We start from the raw sequence: 26,498 nt of genomic DNA, 5'->3' as shown, positions 1-26,498 counted from the left end.
TACTATCAACGGCGAAATCCGATCTGGTTTCCACGAGAGAGATCGCGGTTCTGGCGAAGGTTCCGCTCCTGCACGGCCCGTGTCTGCTCATGGACCTGTCTCAGTGACGCGGCCTGGTCGCGGGGCACGCCGAGCGACGAGGCGAGCCGAGCGACATTGCCCTCCTTCAGATCTGCCCTGTCTGCCGGCGATAGACGCCTGCTGATCGCAAGCGTCATCGTCTCCAACTCGCGACGTAGGGACGGTTCGCTGTTCAGGCGACGAACCTGATCGTGACCGTCGCTTCTCAGGACTTCCGTCAACTTCGCCGATGGCGCCGGGATCTCGACCCGCTGCCGCGCCTGCGCTTCACGATGCTGGATCACGATCTGGTGTCGCTCGAAATCCACCGCATGTCCGTAATCCGCGAGCGCCGCCGCAAGCTGAGGCGCATGGGCTTCGGCGGACTGCCGCGCGGGACTTGGCCCCCGCAACCAGCCTTTCCCTTCCCCGGCCATGTCCCCGAGACGTCCCTCACGCACTTCGTCTCCGGCAGCCGCACCGCTTCGCGCATCGCGAATACTCGCCACCGAAGATGCCACCGCCTGGCTATTGCCGAAGACCAGCCGCGAAAGGTTCTCGATCTCGGCGCGCTTGTCGGCGAGGCGTGCGGAGCCATCGAGTTTGTCGGCGATCTCCTTCTCGGTCAGATCCGGAAGGTGCCGACCAGCCACGAGAACGTCGGGGCGACCGGCGCTGCGCCCGATTGACCGACGCTCACCAAGACTGCGCTCGTTATCGGCTATGCCGCGCGCAAATTCCTCCGCCATGCGCCGCCGCTCGGCGTCAAGCCGTTCATGGCGCGCGGTCTCATCGAGGATTGCCTCCATCATGGCCTTTGCCCGCGCCCGGTTTTCAAGATCGCCGGTTCGCAGTCGCAGGTCGTCGACCATCGCGCGGAACGGTTCACCGCGTTGATCGACGATCGAGGTCGCGATGGTAGTCCGCTCGGCAAGTGCCATGTTCCGATCCAGGCGCTGGCGGGTGCGGGCCACCGCTGCAGCGTATCCCGGCTCCACGATATCGGACATGGCAGCACTCGCCGACATGCGTCTGGACGCGACGGCGTTTGCTGCCCGCACCAGCGTCTTGCGCATACCGGCGGTTTCCAGCCAGGAATCGACGACATTGGCCATGCGGGACAGGCGGTCCGTTCGAGCGAAGACATCGCGATCGACGGCAACCTGGTTGAGCCCCACATCGAAATGCTCGGTCAGCCGCTTGCGCTCGCCATTCGGCATTTCGACAGCGAGATCGGCCGGCAGGCGATGGGCGGCGGGAAACTCTCGGGCACCGCGCTTATCCTGAACCATGGCGCGTGTTGCGACGATCGTGCTGTCATCGGGCAAAAGGCCAAGGTCGCGGGCGGTTTCGACCAGTTTCAATGCCATGTAACTCTGTGACAGTCGCCCGACCGCATGCGCCTCGATGTTGCCGATCGGGCGGCGCTCGGCGTCGCGTAGCGCATTGTCGTAGAGCTCGACGAACATCGCAAGCGCATCAGCGCGTGTCTGGAAGATCGATCGCCCACGCCGTGATCCATCGTCGCCATCCGCCTCACGCCGCTGCGCGAGAAGATGGTTCACGTCCTCGACGGCTCGTGTTCTGACCGCCGCTATTCGGTCCTCGGGCGCATGGCGTTCCTCCATGCGGCCGAGAACATGGCTCCAGTCATCGGAGAAGCGCTGCAGTTCGCCGCGCGTCATCGGCCGCGTTTGCTCGCGCTCGAGGGTGGCCCGCGCCTCCGGGGGCTGCGTCCAACCGGCCGGGCCTCGCTCATTGTCATAGAGGACGATGCCACCCCGCGTTCGAAGCTGGACACGGTCGACCAGGTTTTCGCTTTCAAGCTTTTCGAGGCTGACGCGCAATCCGGTGACAGCCGCATCGTGAACATGCTGCGGCGGAATGCGGGCCGAGTCGCCGGCATGCAGCATTTCCTCAAAACGAAAATGATTTCCCTGCCAGCTGAGCCGCGGATTGACGGCCACCGCTCGAGCCTCCACCTCGTAACCGGCGGCGCGGGCCATGCCGATAACACGGGCAACATTCTCCGGTGTTCGCATCGTGGTTTCGAAGACAATGTTCACCTTGCGCTCGGCCGCCGCCGCCAGCAGTTTTTCCGTCCACCGGCCAGCATCGGTTTGCGTGAACTGCGACGCCGTCTCCGGATTCTGTTTCTGGAACGCACGAAACTGGGGGTGATAGGAGCGCAGATCGTCGCCGACGATGCGGATCGTCGGCCCCGATTGTTCGAGCTCCGTCTGGCTCGCGATCAGAACAGCCGTCTTGCCAGCCCCCGGCTGGCCGCCGAGCAAGATCATCCGCGGCCGCGCCGCCGGCCCCATCGTCTCCGGCAGGTAGTCGGGAAGGATGTCGTTGCGGAAAATGCTCTCATTCCGCGCCAGCGAGAGCGGGCCGGTTGCCTGATCGTCCGCCATGATCAGAACTCCGCCCAGAACCGAGCGTCGTCCTTCACGCGCGGCCCCCAGAGCGCGATAACGCTCTCGACAGATTCGAGATCGTCAACGGTAATGCTTTGCTGCAGGGCGATCAGATCACGGCGCCGGGACCGAAGCCCGTCGGCCGCATTGGGATCGGCGGCTTCGAGCTCATTGACACGCGCGGTGATGATGGCCCGTGCCTGGTTGAGGATTTCGATGGCAATCTCGGCGCGGACGATCGCGTCGTAAGAGGCTTCCTGTTCCGTCATACTCTTCTCCTTCTCTAATCGTCGAAATACTTACCGGATGACGCCACGGCCGCGGTCGATCGCGCGGCGCTGGCGTTCCGCGACTATCTGCTGGCTGCTGCCCATGCGGACGGTCTGCTGTAATATCTTCAGGCGCTCCTGCATCGCTTCGAATGGACGGCGCTGCCCAGGCGACACGCGGTTGATCACGTCCTTTTCACCGCGCAGAATGGCATCGCGGCCGAACCGCAGATCGAGCGATCGGCTGACACCGGCAAACTCCTCCCAGATGCGGGCATCGAGCGATCCGGCTGCGACATTGAGCTTGGCGTCCTTCTTCTTCATAACCGCCGCAAGCTCGCGCAACGCCTCGTCGGCCGCCGGCGACAATCCCGGAATGGCCACGCTCATCCGTTGGCGCTCTTCTGAAATTGTCTGGGTCACTGTCGCGAGGGCTGTGGCATAGGACGAGCCCAGCGACCGGACGCGGCTCTCCGCTTCCGGCACAGCCTGAAGCGCGTCTTTTCGCTCGCGGCCGACAGCGAGCAATCTGTCCATGATCCGATCGGAGCCGCGCAGCGCACCATAGGCCGCGGGATCGTTGGCAACGGCCGCTGCGATCCGCTCGCCCTCGAAGCCTTTCACGATCAGCGTCTCGATCTTGTCGACGGCGCCGGCGGGATCGCGCCAGATGCGCCCGGCCGTTTCGACAAGAGCCGCGCGATTGTGACCGTAGTGGGCAACCTCGCGCGCCCTCACCCGCGCTTCGTCTTCCACCGAGGTCTTGAACTCCGTCACGGCGGCAAGAAAGGGCAACACGGCACTCGTCTCCTTCCCTGGCTCGACGCTGGCGCCGGCGACCACCTTCGAGCGATCCTTCTTTTCCGCAAGATGCTGTTCCTCGGCAAAGCGGCGCACGACATTGAAGAGCCGCGCCAGTTTCTCGCGTCGATCGGAAGCAAGATCGTCCGGCATCCGCTCGACCATGTTGCGCTCGGCGATGGTATCGGCCTTCTCCGTAAAGGCGGACCATCCAAAGCGCGCCGTCAGCGCCTCATTGACCGCCTTCACCTCCTGGACCAGCAAACGGTCCTCGACCGCATAGGCGAAGGCGGTCTTGTAGGCGTCGGGGCCACCGCGCTCGCGGACCGCCTCGATTTCGACAAGGCGCGCCATGGCTGGTTTCGAAAGCGCGGGGATGGATAGCGCCATATGCCCACGCCTCTGTTCCTCGCGAATGCCGAAGCGGTCGGCCTGACGGCGGAATTCCGTCGCATGAGCACGCGCCAGCGGCAGCAAATCCGAAAAAGCAGCCATTGCGGCAGTGCGCTCGCCTCGCGCGGCGCGGCCATCGACCAGATGCTCGGATCCTTGCAGACGGCCGAGACGCTGAGGCGTCGCCGCAAGATCTTCAGCAAGGCGGCGCGGCTCCATGCCCGCATCCGACGCCAGCACATTCAGCCTGGCCAGGGCGCCGTCAGGATCGCGATAGATTTTCTCCAGGACCGGACGGAGAATTGTCTCCCGCTCCTTCCAGCGATCCGAGGCGAGTTGCGCCCGGCGGGCTTCCTCCTCGACGCTACGGGCAAACCGGGTCGTCGGCGCGATGAGGTATGGCCGGTCCGTGGAAACTTGTGCCGCGACGGTTTCGGAACGATCCTCATTGTACGAGACGCTCTTCTCGCGCTCGATGGCGAAACCGAACGCCACGCTGGCGCGCTCCCACAGCTTCGCCACCTGCCCTCGCTTCTCCGCAAGCCAGGCCAGCCGCCGGGATGCCCCCTCCTCCATCCCGGCCGCGACCTCGGCGAGCGTCTCGATACCGCGGCGCCGAGCGAAGTCGCGCGCATGCGTCTGGTAGCCAGCCTCGCTTCCGAAATCGAGCGTCGTGGTCTTCGCCCCCGAACGGCCGAGACGCTCGACCATCTGCTTGAACAGGTCCGGCCGATGGCTTTCGCGCTCGATCCGCTCCTGGCGGGCATCTGCCGCTTCCTTCTGCTCTGCAGTCCAAACATTTCGCTCGACCTCGCGCGTCTCTGTCCGCTTTTCGCCTGTCTCCTCATCGGTGACGACAACATCCACCTTGACCGTTTCGGTACCATCCTTGCGAAGCGTGACCGTATCGCCGACAAAAACGCCGCCCTTCGCCAGCGCCTTCGGTAGGCTCACACCCCAGACACGCTGGACGGTTCCGTCATCCGCGCGGACATCGGCATAGGGGCTTTCCTTGGCATCCTCATCGTCCGGCCGGAACTTCGCCTCGTCAGTCTCCACAAGCTCACCAGTGACGCCGGCGGCGTGATCGGCGCGCGGCTTGCGGCCCCATTCCAGCTTCGGCTCGAAATCCTCGCGCGCCGCATAAAGCGTTGCCTGATCGCGGTGACGGGTCATCGACACATAGGTGAGATGCTGGTCCATCATGCCGGTGGCGAGCACGAAGGTCCGGTCGACGGTGGCACCCTGCGATTTGTGGATCGTCGCGGCATAGCCGTGATCGATATTGCGATAGCTGTCCTCGCTAATGACGACGTCGCGGCCATTGTCGAGACGGACCGACAGCAACGGGCCACCACGCAGGTCGCCGGTCGCAACGACCGTTCCGAGCATGCCGTTCTTCACATATTGCGGGCCGAGGCGGCGCGCCCTCGGTTCGAGGAAGCGGGCATTTTCGAGAAAGATGATGCGATCGCCGGCGGCGAACTCGCGAACGCCGCGCTCTGTCTGGAATTCGCGTGCGGCGGTCAGCGCACCGGCCGCGTTCATCACGCCGCGCAGCTCTCCATTGAGACGCTTCACATCCTCGTTGGTATGGGCGAGCACCAGCATCTCGTCGCCCCGCAGCCGGCCGTCATGACCTTCCGCCTGCGACCGCGCGATCGCCTCTTCGCGCGCCGCGCTCCAATCCGTGACGATTCGCTTGACGACTTCGACGCGCTGCTCGGCTTCGACGATCTGTCCTCGCTGGGCATAGGCGTCCAACCCCTCCTCGACTTTGCCACGCGCGAAAAGACGCGAAGCATCGCGCGCCCATCCCTCGCGCTGGCGACGCACACCGGCAAGCTCGGCGGAACCGATCCGTTCCGATATCGCCCGGAACGCCGCGCCGGCCTGGATCGGCTGAAGCTGCATGGCGTCTCCGACCAGAACCACCTTTGCGCCGGCATCCTCGACCGCCTTCAGCACGCGCGCCATCTGCTGCGAGGAGACCATGCCCGCCTCGTCGATGACGAAGACATTGCCGCGTTCCAGGAGATCGCGGCCGTTCTCCCAAGCCAATTCCCATGACGCGAGCGTGCGCGACTTGATGCCGGAACTGTCTTCCAGCCCTTCTGCCGCCTTGCCGGCAAGGGCCGCGCCAAAGACGCGACGATGTTCACCTTCCCAGGCGACACGCGCGGCGGCAAGCAGCGTAGACTTTCCCGCGCCGGCAAGCCCGACGACGGCCGCAATCGCACTATCGCCGGTGACGTGGCGGACGGCGGCGACCTGTTCCATGTCCAGCTTGAACGGCCTTTCGGGATCGGCGGTTTCGACCTGACGCACGGCGGCGGCAACCTTCGCATCGGCAATACCATAGCCGGTACGCTTCGACAGGACTTCCGCCGACTGCGCCATGTCGTATTCGATGCGCAGGATCTCGCGCGTGGTGAAGACGGCAGGCTCCGCCACCTTGCCGGTCTGTCGATCCACCCGTTGCGGCTTCAACAAAACGAGTTCATCGGACGCCATCAGACGTGCGCGAATGTTCGCGAATTCCTCGGGGTCGTCGACATAGCGATGCAGCGCCTTGGCGATATCCTTCTCATCGAAGGTGGACCGTTCGTTACCGAGTTGCCTCAGCAAAAGCTCGGGCTCGGCGAGCAGCCGATCGGCCATGTCCTGCCGCCGCGCCAGATCGGCCGGAGCGAAATACATCTCGACACCCTTGCGGGCGAGTGCCGCTTTTTCGGGACCAAGATGTTTCTGCGCAATACCATCGAGGCCCTGCTCGGCGTAGGAGCGGCCGTCGAGACGAATATCATGACCGGCGAGCGCCAGATGCCGGTTCGCCGTTTCCGCCCAACCGATCTTCCACGCCTTCATCGTCTCCTTGTCGCCGGCCCAGAGCCTGTAGACGATCTTGCCGTTCGGCCGGTCTGGCGTGATGACGCGTAGCGGCTCGCCGTCTTCGCCGAGGACCGGCACCTTCTTTCGCCCGAACCCCTCCTCCGTCAGAGGCCGCAGCGCCGTCATCAGATGAATGTGCGGATTGCCGTCCTTGTCGTGATAAACCCAGTCGGCGATCATCCCCTGCGAGGTCAGATTGTCCCGGACGAACTCCTGGACCAGGGCGATGTTCTCGGCCCGTGTCAGTTCCTCCGGTAGAGCGATGATCAGCTCGCGGGCAAGCTGGGCGTCCGCCCGCGTCTCGAAGGCCTCCACCGCGTTCCATAGCGCCTCGCTCGCGCCCGCAACGCTCTTCCCTTCGATAGCGATCCGCAGCCAGGCCGGAACCTGATCCGGCAGCGCCAGTTCCTCATGCTTCAGTTCGGCCGCGCCGCCGCGATAGCTGAAGGAGGTTCCGACCTGCTCGTCCATCATCCGGGCACGGTGACGGTAGGCGGCGGCCGAGACGATGCTGCGCCCCGCCCCTCTACTGATCACCTGCGCTCTGACGAACATGATCGCCACTGCCGTCTCCTGACCTTCCAAGCACGTCGCGCCAGCGACGTATATTGCGCCCTCAAATCGATCGGACCGCAGGTCCGATGCCGCTTTTCCGGAAGACGGCCCAAGCCGGAATTCCGGCATCGACGTTTTGGGGACTTGCACAAGGTAGCTTATTTTACTATCGTTTTCTAGTGAGTATGATCGACAAACGATAATATTCGATCCACGAGAGGAAACCTTATAAATGGCTGCAAAATCGTCAATTCTGGATATCGATGCGCAAATCGAGAAGCTGCGTGAACGTCGTAAAACTTTGATAGTAAAATCCGCCGAGCGATTTGCACGCGCCGCCACGAAGGCGGGGCTCGCGGAGATGGAGATCACTGATGAGGAGGTCGATCGCATCTTCGAAGAGATCGCCGCGCGATTTCGCAAAGCGGAGAAGAAAGGGGCTGGTGGCGCAGCTGCTTCGCCGCGTGGACAGCCAGGTGGCGGGACTGGAGCGGCGACGGAGGTTTCTCATGACGGCTGATCGCAAGAAGGACGCCCGCGAGAAATTCCTGCTCGGCGGAATTGTCGTCCGTGCTGGACTGTCGAAGGCCGACCGGGCGTTTCTGCTCGGCGGGCTAATCGAACTGGCCCGCGTTGTGTCAGGGTCGCCGGAATACCGGCGGCTGCGCGATGTCGGCGAGGAAGCCTTCAAAGCACCAGCCTTTGATGGCAGCCGGCCGATGATGGAGGCTGCGGAGTGATGGTACGAGCAAAACCGCATCCGAGCCTGTTGCTCATTCTCGTGCCGATCGTCGTTTCCGGTTTTGCGTTCTATGTTGCCAACTGGCGCTGGCCGGAGCTGGCGACCGGCATGACGGGGAAGACGCAGTATTGGTTCCTGCGGGCGTCGCCGGTTCCGGTCCTTCTCTTCGGACCGCTCGCCGGGCTCCTCGCGGTCTGGGCGCTGCCGCTGCATCGGCGTCGGCCGATCGCGATGGCAAGCTTCATCTGCTTTCTGCTGATGGTGGGGTTTTACGCACTGCGCGAGATCGCCCGGCTTTCGCCTTATGTCGAGCGCGGCGCATTGAGCTGGGATCAGGCGCTATCCTTCCTCGATATGGTGGCGGTGGCCAGTGCGGCGGTCGGGTTCATGGCGGCGGCGGTGTCGGCCCGCATTTCCAGCGTCGTGCCCGAACCGGTCAAGCGCGCCAAGTCTGGAACCTTCGGCGACGCCGATTGGCTGCCGATGGCTGCGGCCGCGCGGCTCTTTCCCGACGATGGCGAGATCGTCGTCGGTGAGCGGTATCGTGTCGACAAGGAACTCGTCCACGCCCTGCCGTTCGATCCGAACGATCCGTCGACATGGGGCAAGGGCGGAACAGCGCCGCTGCTCACCTACAAGCAAGACTTCGATTCCACGCACATGCTCTTCTTCGCCGGGTCCGGGGGCTACAAGACGACCAGCAACGTCGTGCCAACCGCGCTGCGTTATACCGGTCCGATAATTTGCCTCGATCCGTCCACCGAGGTCGCGCCGATGGTGGTCGAGCATCGCCGGAAGAGGTTGCGGCGCGAGGTCATGGTGCTCGATCCGACCAACCCGATCATGGGCTTCAACGTCCTCGACGGGATCGAGACTTCGACGAAGAAGGAGGAGGACATCGTCGGCATCGCCCATATGCTGCTGTCGGAAAGCGTGCGCTTCGAAAGTTCCACCGGCTCCTACTTCCAGAACCAGGCGCACAATCTGCTGACCGGACTTCTGGCGCATGTGATGCTGTCGCCGGAATTTGCCGATCGGCGCAATCTGCGCAGCCTGCGCCAGATCGTTTCGGAACCGGAGACCTCCGTACTCGCCATGCTCCGCGACGTTCAGGAGCATTCGGCTTCCGCCTTCATTCGTGAAACGCTGGGCGTGTTCGTCAACATGACGGAGCAAACCTTCAGCGGCGTCTATTCGACGGCATCGAAGGATACGCAGTGGCTCTCCCTCGACAACTACGCCGCCCTCGTCTGCGGCAACACGTTCAAATCGTCCGAGATCGCCGAAGGCAAGAAAGACGTGTTCCTCAATATCCCCGCTTCGATCCTGCGGTCCTATCCGGGCATCGGCCGAGTGATCATCGGTTCGCTGATCAATGCGATGATCGAGGCCGACGGCGCGTTTCAGCGCCGAGCCCTGTTCATGCTCGATGAGGTCGACTTGCTCGGCTATATGCGGGTGCTGGAGGAAGCACGCGATCGCGGCCGCAAATACGGGATCAGCATGATGCTGATGTACCAGTCCGTCGGCCAGCTTGAGCGGCATTTTGGGAAGGACGGCGCGGTGTCATGGATCGACGGCTGCGCCTTCGCGAGCTATGCCGCCATCAAGGCGCTCGATACGGCGCGCAACGTCTCGGCGCAATGCGGGGAAATGACCGTCGAGGTGAAAGGCAGTTCTCGCAATATCGGCTGGGATACGAAAAACAGTTCCTCGCGGAAATCCGAAAGCCTGAACTTCCAGCGCCGGCCATTGATCATGCCGCACGAGATCACCCAGTCCATGCGCAAGGACGAGCAGATCATCATCGTGCAGGGACACAGCCCGATCCGCTGCGGGCGCGCGATCTATTTCCGACGCAAGGAAATGGATTCCGTCGCGAGGACCAATCGCTTCGTCAAGCGCGCGCCCTGAGACCCCGGATACCAGACTTTCATCCGCAAGAACTTGGGAGGCCGAAAGGACCAAAATCACTATTTTGCCAAATGCGGTTGCTCGGCGATTGGCCATCAAGTCACTCGGAAGGGAAGAACGATACGTGCCTCGGAATGATTTCAGATCGAGAGGAATTTCATGGAGCTATTGTTTACGCTCGGGGGTCTGATTGCAATTGCGATCGTGCTCTATCTTTTTACGTCTCAGCGGGGAAGGCGACTGTCGTGGCGCGTGAAGTGCCTGATCCTCAGCGTGCTGATCGCACTGCTCGCCGCACTCTGGTGCGTCGTCTACGGGCCGGACCTATGGGTGCTGATCCAGACGGGGATCCTTATCGTCGTGGGAACGATCGCGAGCATTCTGTCGTCACGGAAGGAGTAATCAATGGGGGAGATGGGGTGCGTGCGAGGGGCGCATCAATCAACTCCGGGCCCCTGCCGGAACGGGTCAACAGCACTTTAATGTCTTGCCCCGCCAACCTGAGATCCGTAAACCTTCAGTTCGTTCGGGTCTCAATTTCCCATCGCGTGCGCAAGCAGAAGCGGCCATGCGATTTTTCCGCGAAAGCGGGGAGCCCCGAACTATCAGGGCCAATCCACGGAAACGGACGACAATGCAACAACCAGAAGTCATTTCGGGTAAACAGTCGCGCGATGCGCTCGGGTCCGACATCCAGTCGCGCGCGACACGCGGGCGGGTGAAGGATGCGCCGTCCGGCCATTGGGTCTACCGCGTTTTGCCGACGTCGCTGTGGTCCTATGCCCAGCTTGCACGGTGGGACCGCCCAATCGGCTGGCAGCTTCTGCTCTGGCCATGCTGGTGGTCCGCCGCCATGGTGGCCGCCGCGCGCGCAACGCCCGGCGACGGCGCATGGGCTGTCATGCCCTCGCTATGGCATCTGTTTCTGTTCCTGGTCGGCGCCATCGCCATGCGCGGCGCAGGCTGCGCCTACAATGATCTGGTCGATCAGGATATCGACGACAAGGTGGACCGCACCCGCTCGCGTCCGCTTCCATCGGGGCAGGTGACACGCAAACAGGCGAAGATCTTCATCGTCCTGCAGGCGCTGCTCGGCCTCGTCGTGCTGTTGCAGTTCAACTGGTTTTCAGTGGCGCTCGGCGCGGTCTCGCTGATCATCGTCGCGATCTATCCCTTCATGAAGCGCATCACCGACTGGCCACAGTTCGTGCTCGGCATGGCTTTTTCGTGGGGCGCGCTGGTGGGCTGGGCCGCGGTGGAAGGCTCGCTCGGCCTGCCGCCGCTCCTGCTCTATGCCGGCGCGATCCTGTGGACCATCGGCTACGATACGATCTACGCCCATCAGGACAAGGAGGACGACGCGCTGGTCGGCGTGCGCTCGACCGCGCGCCTGTTCGGCCGGCACACCAAGACGGCGCTGATTTTGCTTTACGGCGGTGCGATCAGCTGGTTCGCGGGTGCCTTCGCTCTGGCGCAGGTGCCGCTGCTGGCCTTCGCCGGGCTTTTGGCGGCGGCGGTGCATCTCATCCGCCAGATCCTCGTGCTCGACATCGACGATCCCGACCAGTGCTTGCGCCTATTCCGCTCCAACAATGTCGTCGGCTGGCTCATCTTCCTCGGTCTGGTGCTGGGCAGCCTTTGGGTGGCGATCAAGCCTCTGGTCTGATCAGGGATTCTTCGGCCGCGCCGAAGACATGGGAGCGTTCGATGACCGCCGGCGCGGCGATCGCACCGTGTAGCAACGACAGATGGGCCTAGTGGGGCGGCTCGATCCAATCGACGAATTTCGAATAGCCCATGGAGACGCCGACGAAGCCGGCGGCCATCAGGAGGAAAACCCAGAAGGGTATCCCATTGGCTGCCTCCGGTTTCACAAAGGCGACGAATGCGACCAGCGGCATGATGAGACCGCCGAGCATCAGCACATTTACGACCGGCCGAAGCAGGCTGAGGACGGAATAGGCGAGGCACCAAGCGCAAAAGAATACGCCTCGCGCGACTGCGACCGGCATGGCAACGAGCCCCCGGGCTACATATCGCAGCAGTCGAAAAAGCGGGCTCCGCTCGTTGGTCCGTCCGTTCACATCGACAATGGCTTGTTCTTCGATCATCGCGACAACGCCCTTTTCTGAAAGGTCGCGCCAACATCGACAGACGGCGCATACTCTCGGATTTCAGTGAGTCTAGTCTCGGCGGATGGGCCAGGCAAGCAAAGATCGACGACGCACATGTCCTGTTGAGGGGATCAGCCTACGACGCCGCAACAGGGCGATGCTTTCCCAGATGTAAGAATGAAGGGAGGCGGGAACGCCTCCCTTCTTGTTGTTCAGACGCGCGCGGCAATGAACTCGATGCCGGTCTCGCGCCGGATGCGGTCGAGGATTTCGCCGAAGTCTCCCAGCTGCTCGGCGGGAATGACGGTGTAGTCCAGACCGACCCGGCAGGTTTCTCCCTCCGCGACAACATCCTCGTAAATCTCATCGAGGATCGAGATCGGGCCGCTTTCCATCCACAGATGTTCGAAGGTCGTGCAGGTGTGGTAAATCTCGTACAGGAAATCGCCGTCCTCGGTTCCCTTGCCGGCGGCGAGCCGCATTTCCGTCTCGGCTTCCTGTTGAAGAGCGGCAACCGCTCTGTCGAGCTTTGCGGCAAGCGTGTCATGCAGGGCGGCCGCGAAAGCGGCCGTGCATGCGGCGCGGCTCGCGAGGACTTCGTCGCGGAAGCCAGCGATGGTCGGGACGAGTGCGCGTGCGTTGAACGTCATCATGATATGTCTCCTTTCGTCTTCTGACGGAAGGTGTCCACGTTGTTGCCCGGCGGGGGTCAAGGACCGCGGAACGCGGCTTGCAAGCGAATACGCTGGTTCTGATGTCGCCCGAAGGCGACATCAGAACCAGCGTATTCGCGCCGTCCTTGAGGCCCGTTGGGCTGGCGTATCATTGGACGTCAGAAGAAGAGCCCCCCGCGCCCGCTGGGGCGCGGTCCGTGTCCGGCGGCGAGCCGGCGGGGAGCGCGAGGGGATTCCCCTCGTGATGAGACGGCCGGTCGATCCGGCCGTTTCATCCTGCGAGATGTGGGCGTTACCCGCATGGGCGGAGACCGCTTGCGGGCTCCGTGAGCGAAGCGAATAGCACACGGTCGGCCGCAGGCCGGCTCGCCCGAAGCACCCGCTATCCAAAGCCGCCAACCATCACGGAGATGAATCGGATCATCGGGATCGATTCAAAACTGTCGTTGGACGCCGGAAGCGGGACAGGCGATTCTCCGACAATGCTCATCCAGCCCTATCACCTCTATGTCGAGCGTGTGGACCCCGACCGGAACATGGCGCGCTTCTATACGCTCGCGATCGAACCGACACTGTTCGGCACGCCGCGTCTGCTGCGCCGTTGGGGAAGGATCGGGACATCAGGTCGGACGATGGTCCATCATTTCGATCGGGAGGAGGAAGCGGTCACGCTGTTTCTCGCCTTGCTGCGGGAGAGGCGTGCCCACGGATACCGGCTGAAGCGCATCGAGGCACCGGCGCGCGCGTAATATACGACGAAGATGAGAATGGAGACGCGGGGGTGAGGCGCAGCCTCGGGCCGGGGCGCCGGTCGATCCGGCGCATCGGCCCTATCGTTCAAGCAAAAGCCTCCCTCAGTGGGGAGGCTCGGCTTCTTCGGCGGCGATGAGCGCGGCCAGTTCGGCGCGGGCCTGTTCCAGCTCGGCCTCGATCTGGGCGGACTCGGCCGGGTCGCAGTGGTTCGCTTCGCGGCGCAGTTCTTCGATGTGGTTTTCGAGGGCATTCGTCATCGTCGTCATCTCCTTGTTGATGTGAAAGATGACGGTGTCGGCCATGACGAAGTGGTGTGGGTCAAAACCCGCTTTAGCGGCTCGCGCGTGGGGGAGCCGATTTTTTTGTCGAGCCGCTTCAGCGGTTCGGCGGAAAAATTGGGGGTACCGCGCGGTTTTGACGCGCGCCGCTTCGTCATGGCAGACTTGTCTTTCTGAGCAGACAGACCTTCCTCTCGTGGGGCACCCTGACATGCGCGCCAGTTCGCGATCGTGGCTGGAAGCACGCGAGGAAGCCGGCCCCTTGCGGGGCCGGTTCGGTTCGGCTCACTCCGGGTTGTTCCAGAGGAGCACCTTCTTGCCGTCTTCGCCGCCGGGTGCGGGGGCCAGGTTCCCGAAGATGACGCCGATCTCGGGGGCCTCCATCCGGATCGAGACGTATTCTGCCCCGCTGCGCGGCGAGACCCGGTTCCAGCCCGCGCCGATCTCGAACCCGGTGCGCTTGTTGATGACGCGGTAGTCCGGGGCGTCCTCGCGGGACTTGTGGGCGTTGGGGAGGACGGCGATCGGAGCATTGACGCGGAGCGTGGCGAAGACGCCTTCCATCGAGCCGTCGGCCTTGGTGGTGAGGTTTGCGATCGTGGATGCCATGGTAGTTCTCCTTCGGTTCCATCGGGACCGTTCCCGATGGCGGCAAAGGAGAGGGCTGTCCTGCTGCGGTCAGCTCGGCGGAAAATTTTGCAAAATTCGATTTGCCGCCAAAGCGAACAAACCGAAATCGAATTTTGCAAAAATTTCTGTCGAGTCTTACCCCTTCAGGGGTTGGCCGCAAAAGCAGGCAGTCCTCTACAAAGTCGGCATCAATGGGAACGGGCCGGGTGGAACCGGAGGCGATGCCTGCCCTGGCGTCCCGACTTGCAGCCTCTCCGCCAGCGCTGCGACGGTTCGTGGATGCGCCTTTGCCTGTCGGTCTGCCGGCCTTTGCCTTCGCCGCCCTTCCCGCACGACCACCCCGCAAGGGCGCTCCGGGGTGCCGACGTCATCGCAAGCGCCCGGTGTTCGACGGCGTGGGTTGGGACTGGGGTGAGACGTGCAGCGGGTCCGATATGCCGCGTCTCGACCCGGATGGAGGCCTTCGAGACAGGCATTATCTTCCGCATCGGTCCTGGCCGTCGCCCCGGCGGCGAAGAAGGCGAGAAGACGATCTTTCTGCGCACGACACCGGAGAGGCCGAGCGGACTGGTCCCGCAAGGGGCCGGCTTCCTGACGGGCGGCGGGAAGCCACGGGGATCATCGGCAAACGCCGGCGTGCTGTCGGCGGGCGGACACGCCAGCCGCCGAACAGGCGTGTCATCTCCCCTTGGCGAGATGGCGTTCCTCGTCGGTCATTCGTGCCTCGATCCGCCCCACCAGATCCCGGCCGGCATTGCGCAGCATCGCATGCCAATCGGGAACGTTCCGAAGCGTGAACGTCGCGCTGCGCATCGTGTCGTAGACGACGCAGGGCGAGCCGGCTGCCGCAAGGCGAAGTATGTTGAGGCAGGTTCCCGGCGAAGCGCCATCCCAGACCATCAGCCCGTAATCGGCGCGCCGCGCCATCTCGCGGTCCTTTTCGGCATAAAAGGCGTAGCCGTGCGCGCCTCCCGGCGCGGGCCAGTGATATGCCGCCCAGTCGCCGAGATTGTTGCGCGGCTCGCTGCCGGCATGGAAGACACCGACATGCTCATAACCATAGCCGGCAAGCAGGCTCTGCGCCTCCGCGTCGGCTCCGGGCGCATCGCCAACCAGCACGCCGTGCTCGGCGGCGATCATCGCGCCGATGCGTGCTATCACCGGTTCCGGCAGTTCGAATATGTCGCGTGATCCGCCTACGAATATCATCGCCATGGTCGCTCTCCTTTTTCTACCAACAGGCCTCCCCCTCCCGGCCTAACTCTCCCCTCTAGGCCACCACATCGTCTCGCAGGAGCGGAACGGCGAAGCCGTTCCGCGGACCGGCAGACGATCGGACCGGCCTTCGGCCGGCGTTTGCTGCGCGGGAAGAAAGCGGGAACCGACCGTGCCAGTCGTCTGATGAGGTTTGTGGCCAACGCCGGCAGCGCCAGCCCGATGTCAAATATTGACATTGAGGTTCCGGTACGGGAAAATCCGCCTCGACAGTTCCAACCGGGAGGGCGCGGCCATGACCAGCAGCCTGCATGTGAGTTTGCCCGATGAAATGCGCGCCTTCGTCGACATGCGCGCAAACGGCAAGAACCAGTACACGACGCCGAGTGAATATGTGCGCGCGCTGATTCGCGAGGATATGGCGCGCGAAGAGGACCGGCTGTATGCCGTTCGCTCCCTGCTGCGGGCCGAGCAGGAGTTTCGGCGCGGGGAGATGCTTCCCCTGTCCGCCCTGGACGCCGTCGACGCGGAACTGGACGAAGAGCAGCGTTAGTGGCTCCCCGCATCCTCATCCTGCCGACCGCGCTGGAAAACTACCGCCTCGCGATCCGCGAGACGGCGCGCATCTGGTCGCCGCAGCAGGCGAAAGCCTATGGACGCCTGCTTCGGAAAGGCTTCGAGGAGATTCCCGAAGCCTATGCCCGCGTGCGTAGGAAGAAGGACGAGCGGGTGGGCCACTCCCTGTTCCGCCTCCACAAGATCGAGCATCACTATGCTGCCTATATCGTTGTGGACGACGCAACTTTTGTCGTCGCCGCTGTTCTCCACGAACGGATGGACATTCCCGCGCAGCTGTGCACCGTCGAACGATTGACCGACCGCGAATATGAGAGCCTGATGGGGCATCCTCGCCCGAAACGCTAGGACGCTTCGACGCCGGGCTGAGCGCCCGGCGGAAAAGAGCCTGAAGAGAGAAAGGGCGCTCACGCGCCCTCTCCTTTCAGTTCCCAGACGGTGATGCCGAAGCGGCGGGCCTTATCGCGCAGGTTTTCGGTAATGCCGGAGCCAGGGAAGACGATGACGCCTGCCGGCATCACGGAGAGCATCTCGTCGTTGCGACGGAACGGAGCGGCTTTCGCGTGCTTGCTCCAGTTCGGCTTAAAGGCGACCTGCGTCACGCCGCGGGATTCGGCCCAGCACGCTGCGATGCGTTCAGCGCCCTTCGGCGAGCCGCCGTGCAGCAGCACCATGTCGGCGTGCTTGGCGAGCGCCTTGTCGAGTGCGGCCCAGATCCGCTCGTGATCGTTGTAGTCCAGGCCGCCTCCGAAGGCGATCTTGGTGCCGGCCGGGATCAGAACCTCGGTCTCGGCGCGCCGGCGGGCAGAAAGGAAGTCTCTGGAGTCGATCATCGCCGCGGTCATGTTGGCGTGATTGACCTTGGAGCCGGTTCGCGGCCGCCATGTCGAGCCGGTCTGGGCCTCGAAGAGGTCGCTGGCGAAATCGCGCATGAACTCGAAGGCGTTGCGGCGCTCGAGGAGCGAGATGCCCTCCGTGATATGGCGTTCGAGTTCGACGCTTTTCACCTCCGATCCATCCTGCTCCCGCTGTCCGTTGCGCTGGGAGTCCTCGTTGCGCTGAAGCTCGCGCTGGATGCGCTCGCCGGCACGGTGGAAGAGATTGACGGTCGACCAGAGCATGTCTTCGAGATCGGGTTCCAGGCGCGTGTCGCCGAGCATCTCGAACATGGCGTCGAACATCGCGGTCAGCGCGGACTGGACGACCGGCTCCTCCGGCAGGGGGCGCGGGTCCGGCTCGTCCTGGAAGGGACGATAACCGTAGACCTGCATCTCGTAGATGATGCGGTCGGTCGGGGACGATGCGTGGGGTTCGGCAGCGGCATCGATGGGAAGCAGGACGTTCATGATGGTCTCCGTCGGTTGGGGCCGCGCCTCTCGCGGCCTGACGGCGATCCCTTCCATCCGGCGAGCGGGCCGGAACCGCGGCGCTCGCGCCGCGGCCCAGCGCAGCGCCGGGCCGCCGGGGACAGGTTTTTTGCTCCGCGAGGAGCGCCGGCTCCGCCGGCGCGGGGAAAAAACTTGGGGCCCCGGCGGTTGGAGGCCCGAACGCCGGATGGTAAGGGTCGCCTCTCGGCAGGCCCGCGGGCGCGCGCTCCTTCGTGCGGCGACCGGCATGCCCTGCCCTCCCCTCCGACGCTCCCGCCCCGCCGCATCTCCCCATCACCGCCTCATCACGACGGCAGGAAGACGGTAGCGTCCTCCGGGGCGAGCTGTGCGCGGAGACTGGCGATGAGCCGGCTCGGGTCCAGCCGCAGATCGTCGTTGAAGTCGCCGAGTTCCGGAGCGAGCACCAGCGGCAGGATCCCGCGAGCCTGCGCTCGGCGGCTCAGTCGCTCGATGCCGTTGCGGCCAGCTGCATCCGCGTCCGCGGCGATGTAGAGGCGCACGCATTCAGGCGGCAGCTCGAAGGCCGCGAGGTGATTGGCCGTCAGCGCCGAGACCATCGGCATGGCGGGCATGACGTGCGACAGCGACAGAATGCTTTCGAGACCTTCGCCGGCGGCCATGACCGATACGGGGCGGTGGACCGGAAAGGCGAAGCGGACCGCATTGCCGAGCAGACCGCCAAGCGCGCGGCGCGGATCCTCGACCTGTGCCTTGCCGCCACCGTCGGGGTCGAGCCAGGTGCGATGCACGCCGGTGATCGTGCCGTCGGGATCGGTCACGGCTGCAATCAGCGCGGGGAAGCTGTGCGTCCGGCCGGTCTGGAGATCGCGATAGTAGCAGGACGGGTGATAGCGAAGCGCCGGATGCAGGGATGCCCGCAGGATGCCCCGCTGGCGCAGGTAGCTGTCCGCCAAAGTCCCCGCCAGCGGCTGCGACATGCGAAACAGGCGCTGCGCGCGCTCGTCCGCCGGTCTGTCGACCGACGGATCGGTTCGGGCGTCGCCCCTGCGGGACGCCGCCGGGGTAGGCTGCGGGAGGCTGAGGAACCGCCGCGCCTCGTCCGCAACGTCGCGGAAATCGATTAGCCCGCAGGTCTCGCGCACGAGATCGAGCAGATCGCCGTATTCAGCGGTGGCTCCGTCGGCCCACCGGCCCGCGCGCGGGCCGGTCAGATGGACATAGAGCGACTTGCCCTTACTGTTGGCGGTATCGCCGACGATCCAGTAATTGCCGGCCCTGCGGCCGGCGGATAGGTAGTGCCGGCAGACCGCCTCGGCATCGCGCGCGAGACGGTCGGCCAGTTCGGAGGCCGAGAGCATGGCGATCCTCCTTCAATGCCGGCTGATGACATCGAGCAACCGATGGCGCTGCATCAGCCGCGACAGGATCGCAGCGCCTTCATCGGTGACCGGTATGAAGAAGCGCAGCTTCCATGCGATCATCTCCGAAAACAGCCCGATGGAGCGCAACCAGTCACGCATGCCGTCCGTAAAGCCGGTCAATTCGACGCGATTGTCACTCATGACCCGGACGCGGCGCACCGTCATCTCACCGGCAAGGCTGACGATGGAGGAGCCATCGACCACCGATTTCCACGCCTGCTCCGGGTCGAGCACCTCGCTCCGGTCGATGCCAAAATTGTTGCACAGCCGGGAGAGACCGGCCGGCGCGATCACGCGGCCAACGATGCGCTCGCGATCTTCGGTTTGAAGTCGGTAGACCCGGCAATAGTCCTGCGGCAGCAGCTTCCAGATCGGTAGCAACAACCCGCTGACGACATGCAGGGTCGAGGTGGAGAATTCCGGCACATTGGCAACCTCGGCATTCCAGGCAGCGGCGAACACCTGTTCGTCCGCCTCCTCCCAGTTCGTCTCCTCAAGCTGGCGGACCTCGAAGCGCAGCTCGTCCATCGGCCGGATCAGGGCGACGCGCGGCTGCACGGAGCCGTCGTCGAGCATGATGGAGCGCGTCGGCGCCATGACCGCGGCGCGATCGGACTTTCCGTTGATCATCAACTTCGCGCGCGGATCCCGCGCCACCAGGCGAAGGGCATCCTCATGGAGCATCGGCCGGTTGCGGTCCATGCGCTCGATGGTCAGCAGGTGCGACTGCGCGCCTGTGACCGGATGGGTGTAGACCAGCTTGCGATCCTTGAGCGTCATGCGATCGGCCGTCAGCGTCTCCAGGCCCTTGTCATAAACGCCGGCGGCGATCGCACCTTCGATGCGGGCCGCCAGCAGTTCCTCGAAGGACTCGAAGAGGACGTTTTGCATGGCGATGGTCAGCGCCAGCATGCGATTGAGGAAGGTGTGGATCGGCGGCAGTTCGTCCTTCAGCCCGCCTTCCTCGTCGCAGAGGTGGAGGCCCGTGATCGATTCGAAGGTCTCCAGCGAGCATCCGGCGACCGCGCCGCTATGGACGCGCTTGTAGAATTGCCGGAGCGCATCGCGGGCGTATTGCGATTCGAGATTGTCCTCGCTGCGGAACATGCCCTGCCCGCCGGTCTGGCGCTGGCCACGGGTGATCGCGCCGAGCGTATCGAGCCGCCGGGCGATTGTCGAAAGGAAGCGCCGCTCCGCCTTGACGTCGGTCGCGACCATCCGGAAACGCGGCGGCTGGGCCTGATTTGTACGATGGCTGCGTCCGAGGCCCTGGATCGCGACATCGGCGCGCCAGCCGGCTTCGAGCAGGTTGTGCAGGCGCTGGCGCTGGTTCTTCGCGCCGAGATCGGCATGATAGGAGCGCCCGGTTCCACCCGCTTCCGAGAAGACCAGGATCGGCTTCTGGTCATCCATGAAGGCGCGCGTTTCGTCGAGATTGGCGCTGCCCGGGCGGCTCTCGACGGCGAAGCGGGCAAAGGCCCCGTCACCATCCCGGCGAACGATACGACGGGAGCGCCCGGTGATCTCGGCGACCCTGTCCGCCCCGAAGTGCTGGACGATCTGGTCGAGCGCGGTCGGAATCGCCGGCAGGCTACCGAGTTTTTCCAGCAATTCGTCGCGACGGGCGACGGCCTCGCGGCAAAGGACCGGATTGCCATCGTCGTCATAGGCAGGTCGGGAAAGCAGATTGCCCTCGTTGTCCGAATATTCCTCGAAGAGCTGGGTCGGGAACGAGTTCATCAGGTACTCCGCGACGATCTCGCGCGGGGTCACGTCGACCTGGATGTCGTTCCATTCCTCTGTCGGGATTTCGGCAAGCCGCCGTTCGGTTATCGCTTGTCCCGTCGAGATGAGCTGGACAATGGCGGCATGGCCGTCCGCCACATCCTGGTTGATCGTGCCGATGAGGGTCGGCGTCTTCATGCTCGTCAAAAGATGATTGAAGAAGCGTTGCTTCGTGCTCTCGAAGGCGGAGCGCGCCGCGGCTTTGGCGTTTTTGTTGAGCGTGCCGGCCGCCGACGTGATGCTGCACGCTTCCAACGCCTGATCGAGGCGATTGTGGATCACCTGGTAAGCCTCGGCATAGGAATCGTAGACGCGGACCTGCTCCTCGGTCAGCGCATGTTCGAGGATCTCGTATTCGACGCCCTCGAACGACAACGAGCGAGAGGCGTAAAGCCCCATCGCCTTGAGGTCGCGGGCGAGCACCTCCATGGTCGCGACGCCGCCATCCTCGACGGCGGCAATGAACTCGCTGCGCGTGGCAAAGGGGAAGTCGGCGCTGCCCCAAAGTCCGAGCCGTTCCGCATAGGCGAGCGACTCGACCTCGGACGCACCGGTCGCCGAGACATAGACGACGCGTGCATCGGGCAAGGCGCGCTGAAGGCGAAGGCCGGCGCGGCCCTGCTGCGAGGCCGCCTTGTCGCCACGGTCGGATTTGCCGCCCGCGGCATTGGCCATGGCATGGCCTTCGTCGAAGACGATGACGCCGTCGAAGATCCTGGCTTCATCGACCGTGCCCTCTTTATCCTCGCCCTCGCAGAGCCAGTCGACGATCTGCTGGACGCGCGACCGCTTGCCCTCGCGCTCGTCGCTGCGGAACGTTGCGAAGGTCACGAACAGGATGCCCTCGTCCAGCTTGATCGGCTTGCCTTGCCGGAAGCGCGACAGGGGCGTGACCAGCAGCTTCTCCTGACCGAGCGCGCTCCAATCGCGCTGGGCGTCCTCGATCAGCGTTTCGGACTTGGAGATCCAGACGTGCCGCCGGCGGCCCTTCAGCCAATTGTCGAGAATGATGCCCGCGGCCTGCCGACCCTTCCCCGCTCCCGTGCCGTCGCCCAAAAACCAGCCACGGCGATATCGCACCGCGCCTTCGGTTTCCGGGGTGACGGCCGTCAAGTTGTCGAAGGAGGCATCGACCTTCCAAGAACCGGCGAGATGGCCGGAATGGGCTTCGCCCGCATAGATCACGCTTTCAAGCTGGGCGTCCGAAAGATCGCCGGCGGTGATCACGTTTTTGGGGAGGTGGGGCCGATAGCTCGGCTTGGGCGGAGCAACCGATGCCATGGCGACCGACTCGACCAGCTTGTCCGGATGCGGCCTGGCGTCCGGAATGCGGATCGCCCGGAGCTCATAGGGTTCGTAAATGCCATCAGCGGCATCCAGCCGCGCCGACGGCGGTGCATCGCGCAGCTCGTAGGCGAGTTCGACGATCTCGTCATGGGCAGGCGCGGGGGCCAATGACGCCCGGTTCGGTGTACGGGAAGAGAGTGCGGGGCTCGGCCGCAATCCCGCGACAGCAGCGGGGCGCAGTGTTTCGGCGGCCTTGCGCGCAGCCATTTTCGCGGCGCAGGCACGCAGAATCCCGTTGGAGAGCGCACCGATGGAGTTGGCTGCGGTCGACGGAGAGCGCGGCGGCAGGCCCGAGATCCAGGACAGCAATGTGGTGAGGTCGGGTGCGACACCCATGCTCGCGACGAGCTTCGTCGGATCGGCCGCCGCAATCTTGTCGATAACCGTCAGCCGCGTTTCTATCGTCGTGCCATGACGGGCAAAGACGCTGCCTGCGATCGCAGCACTGAACGCGATCGTACCGCGTTCCTGCAAGCGAACGAAGGCGTCGCGCCATTTCGGATTGTCGGGAGAAAGGCTGGAACCGGTGATGGCAACCAGGCGGCCGCCGGGCACAAGGCGGGCGAAAGCCGAGGTGAGATGCCGCCACGCTGCATCGGCCATGCGGCCTTCGACATGCACACCGGCCGAGAACGGCGGGTTCATCAGCACGACGGTGGGACGCGCGACGCGATCCAGATAATCGTCGAGATGGGCCGCGTCGTGGTGCGTGACCGGCGCTCCGGGAAACAGATGCTCGAGGAGGGAGTGCCGGACCGGCGCATACTCGTTGAGAACGAGGCGCGCGTGAGCGAGTTCGCCGAAGATCGCCATGAGACCGGTTCCGGCGGACGGCTCGAGCAGGACGTCGTCCGCCTTGATGGAGGCGGCCCGCGCCGCGACATAGGCGAGTTCGACGGGCGTTGAAAACTGCTGGAGCCGCTGGGTTTCCTCGGATCGGCGCGTGTGCGTCGGGTTGAGCGCCGCGAGCCGGGTCAGGATGGAAAGAGCCGCCTCCGGCGTATTCGTCCGGGCGGATATGGCCGAGCCGAATTTGCGAAGGAAGAGCACCTGGGCGACTTCCGTCGCCTCGTAGGCGTCCTTCCACGACCAGAATCCCTCGGCGTCCGAACCGCCGGATTCAGTGGTGAGGACGGCGCGCAGGTGGGCCGATGTGATGGACTGGCCAGCTTCGAGAAGCGGCAGGAGCAAACCCCCGGCTGCAAAGATGTTGCTGGCGCGGCTGCGTTGTTCGAGCAAACGGGGCTTGCTGGCAAACGGGTTCGTGGCAAAGGAGGACCGAGCGTTCATGGGAAACCTCATCGAGAGCGGAAAGGAGCCGGCCGCCGGGCGCTCTCCAAGCCCGCCAGGCCACCCCTTTCCGGCCCCTCTCTCCCTCTGGGCGGGGCTGGCGGCGGCGCCCGGCTTTCAGCCGGGCGCGAGCTTGAGGTTTCCGAATGCAGCGACGCCGGCAACCGAGACTTCGTGCAGGACCGCCTTGCCGCCGGCAGCGATCCATGCGGCCGCTTCCCCGGCCGATAGCTCATGTACAGGGACGAGGTTGCGCTCGGCGGCGGCGCGCTGCCGTTCGAAGGCTTCACGGTCTTCAAAAGCGTAGAGCGTATCCCCAGGACCATCCCAGAAGACGATCGCGAAGCGGGTCGGCTCGACGACTTCCGAACGAAAGTTCAGGAAGACTGGCGTTGCGGCGTGGGGTGAGGCGATGATGGACAGGCTCATGTTGCTCTCCTGAATGCAGAAAGGCCGATGCTCCTTTCGGAGCACCGGCCTGATTGGGAGGATGGAAATTGAAATGCTGGCGCCACCTGCGGCAGTCAGGGCGAGCCGACGAAAACCGCCTCGACGAAGAACTCGTCGGTATTGGCGTAGAGAAGCGTCAGAATTCGGCCGTCAACGGCCACACGCTTGTTGATCCAGTTCCGGTCGAGCTTGGAGTGTCGGCCGAAACTGTCGGCCGGCCCATCCGCGCACGCCCTGCGGGACCTTCTGAGGCGCGGTCTGCGGATGTCGATATGCCATCCTGCTTGAGTTCCGTTAAGGGATCGACGGAATCTTCGGTCCCGATCAGACGCCAAAGAGCGCGCGCCACGGCGTCGTCGCACTGCGGCGCGCCAGTGTCGATTCCGACGTCAAAGTATCCGGCCGAGGATCGATCAAACAAAGTGCCCAAGCGATCATAGACCTGCGATTTCCTTGCGATATCGGCGAGCTCGGTTGGAACCGTCTTCGCGATGTGAGCGTCGGCGAGCGCACGCAAAGCGGCCTGGCTGCGCAAGAGGCGGTGGCCGCGGATCCAGGCAAGGGCTGCGTGGAACTGCTGCTTCGGCGTGTTGGTCGCGCGTTCTGCCAAGCTGGCTTCGATCTCGCACTCCATTTCGTCCGCCAAACCGCGTAGTTTCGTGGCAATGGAGGGGACCGGCTCGGGGGCGGTATCGGTTTCTTCATCATCGTCCGGACCTGCGGGCTCGGCAAAGCGTTCGGCCGCGGCACGATTCTTGAATGCGAAACCGCCCGGTATGCCTTTCCAGGGACGGGAGTACCATCCACCCTGCCTGCGCGCCTGATTTCGGAGTGCGTCGAATTCGGGTCGGTCGACTCGGTCGTCAATAGCGCAAATGAAGATTGGGATGCCCCTCGAACTGTGCATATGCTCCTCGATGGTGAAGCGAGGGCGAGCTTTCGCACTGTCACGAGGGTCCTCTGACTTTGCTTGGGCAAGGCCCTGATCGGCTTCTTGCAATTTCCGATGAATGGCGCGGGCTCGCTCTTTCGTGATGGGGATCATCTGATACGCTCCTTTCCTGTGCGGGCATCCGCGCCCACGATGTTCAAACTGCGCGCGGTCATCCGACGACCTCGATTTCGTCAATATCGAAGCCTTGCAGTTCCTGCGGATCGAGAAGTGCGGTGGTGTAATCGTCTTCTCCCGGCACCTCCCAATAATCGGGAAGATCACGGGCTTCTTCGATTGCAAGCCGCTTGGCCTCATCGAGATCGGCCGCATCCACGGTTACGCGGCGAGTGACGGTCAACTGGGCCGTCACCTGGACTTCATACTCCGGCATCGCACCCTCCACCCGCCTCAACAAAGACTTCGTCCTCGTTGGCCTCAAGCAGCATCAGAATGCGGCCGTCGACGGCGACGCATTCATTGATCCAACGGTGATCGGCCGCCGAATGCCGGCTGAACCGATCAGACGTGACATACACGATCGTGAAATGCGGATACTCGCGACCGTCTGGCGCAAGATGAACAACAGTACCGTCGATCGCGACGACAACACCGCCCGTGCGGTATGATGTACGGATGGTCATTCCGGGACCGACCAGCGCCGGAACGTCTGGCGCGCAAGCCGGCGTGATGCGATAGCGTCCCGGATCATGCGCGCCGAGGCTGGCCGAGAAGAGGGAATGGGCTAGATGCAGACGAGGTCTGTCGGGCTGAAGTTTACGCCGAATCTGCATGGCCACCTCCTACCGTGATCGTAACGACGCAGGTATTGACCGCAGTCCCCGACGATCGGAAAGACCCTTCAGGAAGCGGTTCTATGGCACCGTAATGGTCCGCGACGAAGTCGCGAAACGTTGTCGTCAGCTTGTTGGTCCTGAACAGAATGCCGGCGGACATGATTGCGACCAGCCGGCCGTTGCGCCTGAGAAAGCCGAAGGCATGCATGACGTGACGGATGTCGTCCTGCCCGGCGAAGGGCGGGTTCATCACGATGCGATCGTAGGATGCATCGGGCTGGATATCGAGGAAGTCGGCCTGTTGCCCGGTGCAGAACGAGGCGGCGGGCATGCTGTCGAGACGGGCAATCCTGAGCGCCAGGCGAGCGCATCGCGCCGCGTCTATCTCGATCGAATGGACATGGCCGCCGGCGGCAATTGCTTCCACGGCGATGTTCCCGAGCCCGGCGCTCGGTTCGAGAACCCGCATCTCAGGCCTGATGTCGGCACGGTCGACCACGTCGCCGGCAAGGGACTGCGGCGTATCGAATTGGCCGAAGTCCTGTTTGGTACGGGAATACTCGCCGGTAAGCAGGATCGACTCCAGCGCTTCGGCAGCATCCCCTTCGAAAACATGGGCTTTTGCCGAGCGGTTCCAGATCCCACCGGCAGCCTGAAGAACCTTGTCGGTTTCGGCATAAAGCTTGCGATCGAGCTGGCCGACCAGGGAGACCTTCGATCCTTCGACGACGGCAGCGCCGAGAATCCTGAGTACGTTTGTCGCGATCTGCGGCATTGTTGAATTCCTTTTTCAGGGAGGGGAAAGTGAGAAGGCCCGCAATGCATCGGTGCAAAATCCGGCA

24 protein-coding genes are annotated in these 26,498 nt (G+C 63.9%); 8 read left to right on the top strand and 16 right to left on the bottom strand.

The window, feature by feature from the left end; all coding sequences use genetic code 11:
* Nucleotides 1–5: 5 nt before the first annotated feature.
* Genes ACIQJ2_RS34230 through traA form a run of 3 tightly spaced genes read right to left on the bottom strand, consistent with a single transcriptional unit; the run spans nucleotide 6 to nucleotide 7,399 of the window.
* Entirely contained in the window at nucleotides 6–2,477 is a 2,472-nt protein-coding gene (locus ACIQJ2_RS34230; protein WP_151577020.1) for a BID domain-containing T4SS effector, read from the bottom strand.
* A gap of 2 nt (nucleotides 2,478–2,479) precedes the next feature.
* Nucleotides 2,480–2,749, bottom strand: a complete 270-nt coding sequence (locus ACIQJ2_RS34225; RefSeq protein WP_151577021.1) for a hypothetical protein — start codon at nucleotides 2,747–2,749, stop codon at nucleotides 2,480–2,482.
* Nucleotides 2,750–2,779: 30 nt separating this feature from the next.
* Entirely contained in the window at nucleotides 2,780–7,399 is a 4,620-nt protein-coding gene (gene traA, locus ACIQJ2_RS34220) for a Ti-type conjugative transfer relaxase TraA (RefSeq protein WP_151577022.1), read from the bottom strand.
* A gap of 223 nt (nucleotides 7,400–7,622) precedes the next feature.
* On the opposite strand from traA, the gene ACIQJ2_RS34215 reads away from it, so the two are divergent.
* From ACIQJ2_RS34215 to ubiA, 5 genes are all read left to right on the top strand, one after another.
* The gene (locus ACIQJ2_RS34215) at nucleotides 7,623–7,910 is read left to right on the top strand and encodes a TraC family protein (protein ID WP_151577023.1); all 288 of its coding nucleotides are present in this window, start codon (nucleotides 7,623–7,625) and stop codon (nucleotides 7,908–7,910) included.
* The gene (locus ACIQJ2_RS34210; protein WP_151577024.1) at nucleotides 7,900–8,130 is read left to right on the top strand and encodes a conjugal transfer protein TraD; all 231 of its coding nucleotides are present in this window, start codon (nucleotides 7,900–7,902) and stop codon (nucleotides 8,128–8,130) included. Before ACIQJ2_RS34215 ends, ACIQJ2_RS34210 begins: the two co-directional genes overlap by 11 nt.
* Nucleotides 8,127–10,046, top strand: a complete 1,920-nt coding sequence (traG, locus tag ACIQJ2_RS34205) for a Ti-type conjugative transfer system protein TraG (protein WP_400676503.1) — start codon at nucleotides 8,127–8,129, stop codon at nucleotides 10,044–10,046. The genes ACIQJ2_RS34210 and traG overlap by 4 nt, the downstream gene beginning before the upstream one ends.
* A gap of 159 nt (nucleotides 10,047–10,205) precedes the next feature.
* Nucleotides 10,206–10,448, top strand: coding sequence for a hypothetical protein (locus tag ACIQJ2_RS34200; RefSeq protein ID WP_400676505.1), 243 nt, complete (start codon nucleotides 10,206–10,208; stop codon nucleotides 10,446–10,448).
* 232 nt (nucleotides 10,449–10,680) lie between these two features.
* Entirely contained in the window at nucleotides 10,681–11,712 is a 1,032-nt protein-coding gene (gene ubiA, locus ACIQJ2_RS34195) for a 4-hydroxybenzoate octaprenyltransferase (protein WP_151577027.1), read from the top strand.
* Nucleotides 11,713–11,800: 88 nt separating this feature from the next.
* Here ubiA and ACIQJ2_RS34190 read toward each other — a convergent pair whose 3' ends face one another.
* Together ACIQJ2_RS34190 and ACIQJ2_RS34185 are read right to left on the bottom strand one after the other, a co-directional pair.
* Nucleotides 11,801–12,157 carry a hypothetical protein gene (locus ACIQJ2_RS34190; protein WP_151577028.1) on the bottom strand — a complete coding sequence of 119 codons (357 nt, stop codon included), beginning with the start codon at nucleotides 12,155–12,157 and terminating at the stop codon, nucleotides 11,801–11,803.
* A 215-nt stretch (nucleotides 12,158–12,372) separates the two neighbouring features.
* Nucleotides 12,373–12,813, bottom strand: a complete 441-nt coding sequence (locus ACIQJ2_RS34185) for a hypothetical protein (RefSeq protein WP_151577029.1) — start codon at nucleotides 12,811–12,813, stop codon at nucleotides 12,373–12,375.
* Between the two features lie 503 nt (nucleotides 12,814–13,316).
* Between ACIQJ2_RS34185 and ACIQJ2_RS34180 the strand changes: the two genes are divergently transcribed.
* Nucleotides 13,317–13,583: a WGR domain-containing protein gene (locus tag ACIQJ2_RS34180; RefSeq protein WP_151577030.1), complete on the top strand. Its 267-nt coding sequence runs from the start codon at nucleotides 13,317–13,319 to the stop codon at nucleotides 13,581–13,583.
* 105 nt (nucleotides 13,584–13,688) lie between these two features.
* Here ACIQJ2_RS34180 and ACIQJ2_RS34175 read toward each other — a convergent pair whose 3' ends face one another.
* The 3 genes from ACIQJ2_RS34175 to ACIQJ2_RS34165 all read right to left on the bottom strand — a co-directional run bounded on the left by ACIQJ2_RS34175 (nucleotide 13,689) and on the right by ACIQJ2_RS34165 (nucleotide 15,710).
* Nucleotides 13,689–13,889 carry a hypothetical protein gene (locus tag ACIQJ2_RS34175; RefSeq protein ID WP_151577031.1) on the bottom strand — a complete coding sequence of 67 codons (201 nt, stop codon included), beginning with the start codon at nucleotides 13,887–13,889 and terminating at the stop codon, nucleotides 13,689–13,691.
* A 261-nt stretch (nucleotides 13,890–14,150) separates the two neighbouring features.
* Nucleotides 14,151–14,474 (bottom strand): DUF736 family protein, encoded by a 324-nt coding sequence (locus ACIQJ2_RS34170; protein ID WP_134653370.1) that lies wholly within the window; start codon nucleotides 14,472–14,474, stop codon nucleotides 14,151–14,153.
* A gap of 699 nt (nucleotides 14,475–15,173) precedes the next feature.
* Nucleotides 15,174–15,710: a hypothetical protein gene (locus tag ACIQJ2_RS34165; protein WP_151577032.1), complete on the bottom strand. Its 537-nt coding sequence runs from the start codon at nucleotides 15,708–15,710 to the stop codon at nucleotides 15,174–15,176.
* A gap of 295 nt (nucleotides 15,711–16,005) precedes the next feature.
* Here ACIQJ2_RS34165 and ACIQJ2_RS34160 point away from each other — a divergent pair, with 295 nt between their 5' ends.
* Nucleotides 16,006–16,263 carry a CopG family transcriptional regulator gene (locus tag ACIQJ2_RS34160; RefSeq protein ID WP_151577033.1) on the top strand — a complete coding sequence of 86 codons (258 nt, stop codon included), beginning with the start codon at nucleotides 16,006–16,008 and terminating at the stop codon, nucleotides 16,261–16,263.
* Nucleotides 16,263–16,634, top strand: coding sequence for a type II toxin-antitoxin system RelE/ParE family toxin (locus tag ACIQJ2_RS34155; RefSeq protein ID WP_023517476.1), 372 nt, complete (start codon nucleotides 16,263–16,265; stop codon nucleotides 16,632–16,634). The genes ACIQJ2_RS34160 and ACIQJ2_RS34155 overlap by 1 nt, the downstream gene beginning before the upstream one ends.
* Nucleotides 16,635–16,693: 59 nt before the next feature.
* Here the strand turns inward: ACIQJ2_RS34155 and ACIQJ2_RS34150 are convergent, their stop codons facing one another.
* The 8 genes from ACIQJ2_RS34150 to ACIQJ2_RS34115 form a co-directional block, all read right to left on the bottom strand.
* The gene (locus ACIQJ2_RS34150) at nucleotides 16,694–17,632 is read right to left on the bottom strand and encodes a DUF2493 domain-containing protein (RefSeq protein ID WP_151577034.1); all 939 of its coding nucleotides are present in this window, start codon (nucleotides 17,630–17,632) and stop codon (nucleotides 16,694–16,696) included.
* A 326-nt stretch (nucleotides 17,633–17,958) separates the two neighbouring features.
* Nucleotides 17,959–18,993 carry a toprim domain-containing protein gene (locus ACIQJ2_RS34145; protein ID WP_151577036.1) on the bottom strand — a complete coding sequence of 345 codons (1,035 nt, stop codon included), beginning with the start codon at nucleotides 18,991–18,993 and terminating at the stop codon, nucleotides 17,959–17,961.
* 12 nt (nucleotides 18,994–19,005) lie between these two features.
* Nucleotides 19,006–23,478 (bottom strand): strawberry notch family protein, encoded by a 4,473-nt coding sequence (locus tag ACIQJ2_RS34140; protein WP_151577037.1) that lies wholly within the window; start codon nucleotides 23,476–23,478, stop codon nucleotides 19,006–19,008.
* Between the two features lie 117 nt (nucleotides 23,479–23,595).
* Nucleotides 23,596–23,907: a hypothetical protein gene (locus ACIQJ2_RS34135; RefSeq protein ID WP_400676511.1), complete on the bottom strand. Its 312-nt coding sequence runs from the start codon at nucleotides 23,905–23,907 to the stop codon at nucleotides 23,596–23,598.
* Nucleotides 23,908–24,064: 157 nt separating this feature from the next.
* Nucleotides 24,065–24,835 (bottom strand): hypothetical protein, encoded by a 771-nt coding sequence (locus tag ACIQJ2_RS34130; protein ID WP_400676513.1) that lies wholly within the window; start codon nucleotides 24,833–24,835, stop codon nucleotides 24,065–24,067.
* A gap of 196 nt (nucleotides 24,836–25,031) precedes the next feature.
* Nucleotides 25,032–25,253: a hypothetical protein gene (locus ACIQJ2_RS34125; protein ID WP_151577040.1), complete on the bottom strand. Its 222-nt coding sequence runs from the start codon at nucleotides 25,251–25,253 to the stop codon at nucleotides 25,032–25,034.
* Nucleotides 25,240–25,653: a hypothetical protein gene (locus ACIQJ2_RS34120; RefSeq protein ID WP_151577041.1), complete on the bottom strand. Its 414-nt coding sequence runs from the start codon at nucleotides 25,651–25,653 to the stop codon at nucleotides 25,240–25,242. Before ACIQJ2_RS34120 ends, ACIQJ2_RS34125 begins: the two co-directional genes overlap by 14 nt.
* Nucleotides 25,637–26,431, bottom strand: coding sequence for a methyltransferase (locus ACIQJ2_RS34115; protein WP_151577042.1), 795 nt, complete (start codon nucleotides 26,429–26,431; stop codon nucleotides 25,637–25,639). The genes ACIQJ2_RS34120 and ACIQJ2_RS34115 overlap by 17 nt, the downstream gene beginning before the upstream one ends.
* Nucleotides 26,432–26,498 lie beyond the last annotated feature (67 nt).

Source organism: Rhizobium sp. NPDC092011, assembly GCF_044756305.1.
GTDB lineage: Bacteria > Pseudomonadota > Alphaproteobacteria > Rhizobiales > Rhizobiaceae > Rhizobium.
The sequence above is the reverse complement of the archived record's forward strand: the minus strand, read 5'-3'. Positions and strand labels throughout refer to the sequence as shown.

Excerpts from the sequence above, each read along its gene's own strand:
- ACIQJ2_RS34210 (WP_151577024.1), top strand. The coding sequence starts at position 7,900 with ATGACGGCTGATCGCAAGAAGGACGCCCGCGAGAAATTCCTGCTCGGC.
- ACIQJ2_RS34225 (WP_151577021.1), bottom strand. The coding sequence starts at position 2,749 with ATGACGGAACAGGAAGCCTCTTACGACGCGATCGTCCGCGCCGAGATT.
- ACIQJ2_RS34180 (WP_151577030.1), top strand. The coding sequence starts at position 13,317 with ATGCTCATCCAGCCCTATCACCTCTATGTCGAGCGTGTGGACCCCGAC.
- ACIQJ2_RS34150 (WP_151577034.1), bottom strand. The coding sequence starts at position 17,632 with ATGAACGTCCTGCTTCCCATCGATGCCGCTGCCGAACCCCACGCATCG.
- ACIQJ2_RS34165 (WP_151577032.1), bottom strand. The coding sequence starts at position 15,710 with ATGGCGATGATATTCGTAGGCGGATCACGCGACATATTCGAACTGCCG.
- ACIQJ2_RS34175 (WP_151577031.1), bottom strand. The coding sequence starts at position 13,889 with ATGGCCGACACCGTCATCTTTCACATCAACAAGGAGATGACGACGATG.
- ACIQJ2_RS34215 (WP_151577023.1), top strand. The coding sequence starts at position 7,623 with ATGGCTGCAAAATCGTCAATTCTGGATATCGATGCGCAAATCGAGAAG.
- ACIQJ2_RS34135 (WP_400676511.1), bottom strand. The coding sequence starts at position 23,907 with ATGAGCCTGTCCATCATCGCCTCACCCCACGCCGCAACGCCAGTCTTC.
- ACIQJ2_RS34190 (WP_151577028.1), bottom strand. The coding sequence starts at position 12,157 with ATGATCGAAGAACAAGCCATTGTCGATGTGAACGGACGGACCAACGAG.
- ACIQJ2_RS34160 (WP_151577033.1), top strand. The coding sequence starts at position 16,006 with ATGACCAGCAGCCTGCATGTGAGTTTGCCCGATGAAATGCGCGCCTTC.
- ACIQJ2_RS34115 (WP_151577042.1), bottom strand. The coding sequence starts at position 26,431 with ATGCCGCAGATCGCGACAAACGTACTCAGGATTCTCGGCGCTGCCGTC.
- ACIQJ2_RS34230 (WP_151577020.1), bottom strand. The coding sequence starts at position 2,477 with ATGGCGGACGATCAGGCAACCGGCCCGCTCTCGCTGGCGCGGAATGAG.
- ACIQJ2_RS34185 (WP_151577029.1), bottom strand. The coding sequence starts at position 12,813 with ATGATGACGTTCAACGCACGCGCACTCGTCCCGACCATCGCTGGCTTC.
- ACIQJ2_RS34200 (WP_400676505.1), top strand. The coding sequence starts at position 10,206 with ATGGAGCTATTGTTTACGCTCGGGGGTCTGATTGCAATTGCGATCGTG.
- ACIQJ2_RS34170 (WP_134653370.1), bottom strand. The coding sequence starts at position 14,474 with ATGGCATCCACGATCGCAAACCTCACCACCAAGGCCGACGGCTCGATG.
- ACIQJ2_RS34120 (WP_151577041.1), bottom strand. The coding sequence starts at position 25,653 with ATGCAGATTCGGCGTAAACTTCAGCCCGACAGACCTCGTCTGCATCTA.
- ACIQJ2_RS34130 (WP_400676513.1), bottom strand. The coding sequence starts at position 24,835 with ATGCACAGTTCGAGGGGCATCCCAATCTTCATTTGCGCTATTGACGAC.
- ubiA (WP_151577027.1), top strand. The coding sequence starts at position 10,681 with ATGCAACAACCAGAAGTCATTTCGGGTAAACAGTCGCGCGATGCGCTC.
- ACIQJ2_RS34145 (WP_151577036.1), bottom strand. The coding sequence starts at position 18,993 with ATGCTCTCGGCCTCCGAACTGGCCGACCGTCTCGCGCGCGATGCCGAG.
- ACIQJ2_RS34140 (WP_151577037.1), bottom strand. The coding sequence starts at position 23,478 with ATGAACGCTCGGTCCTCCTTTGCCACGAACCCGTTTGCCAGCAAGCCC.
- ACIQJ2_RS34125 (WP_151577040.1), bottom strand. The coding sequence starts at position 25,253 with ATGCCGGAGTATGAAGTCCAGGTGACGGCCCAGTTGACCGTCACTCGC.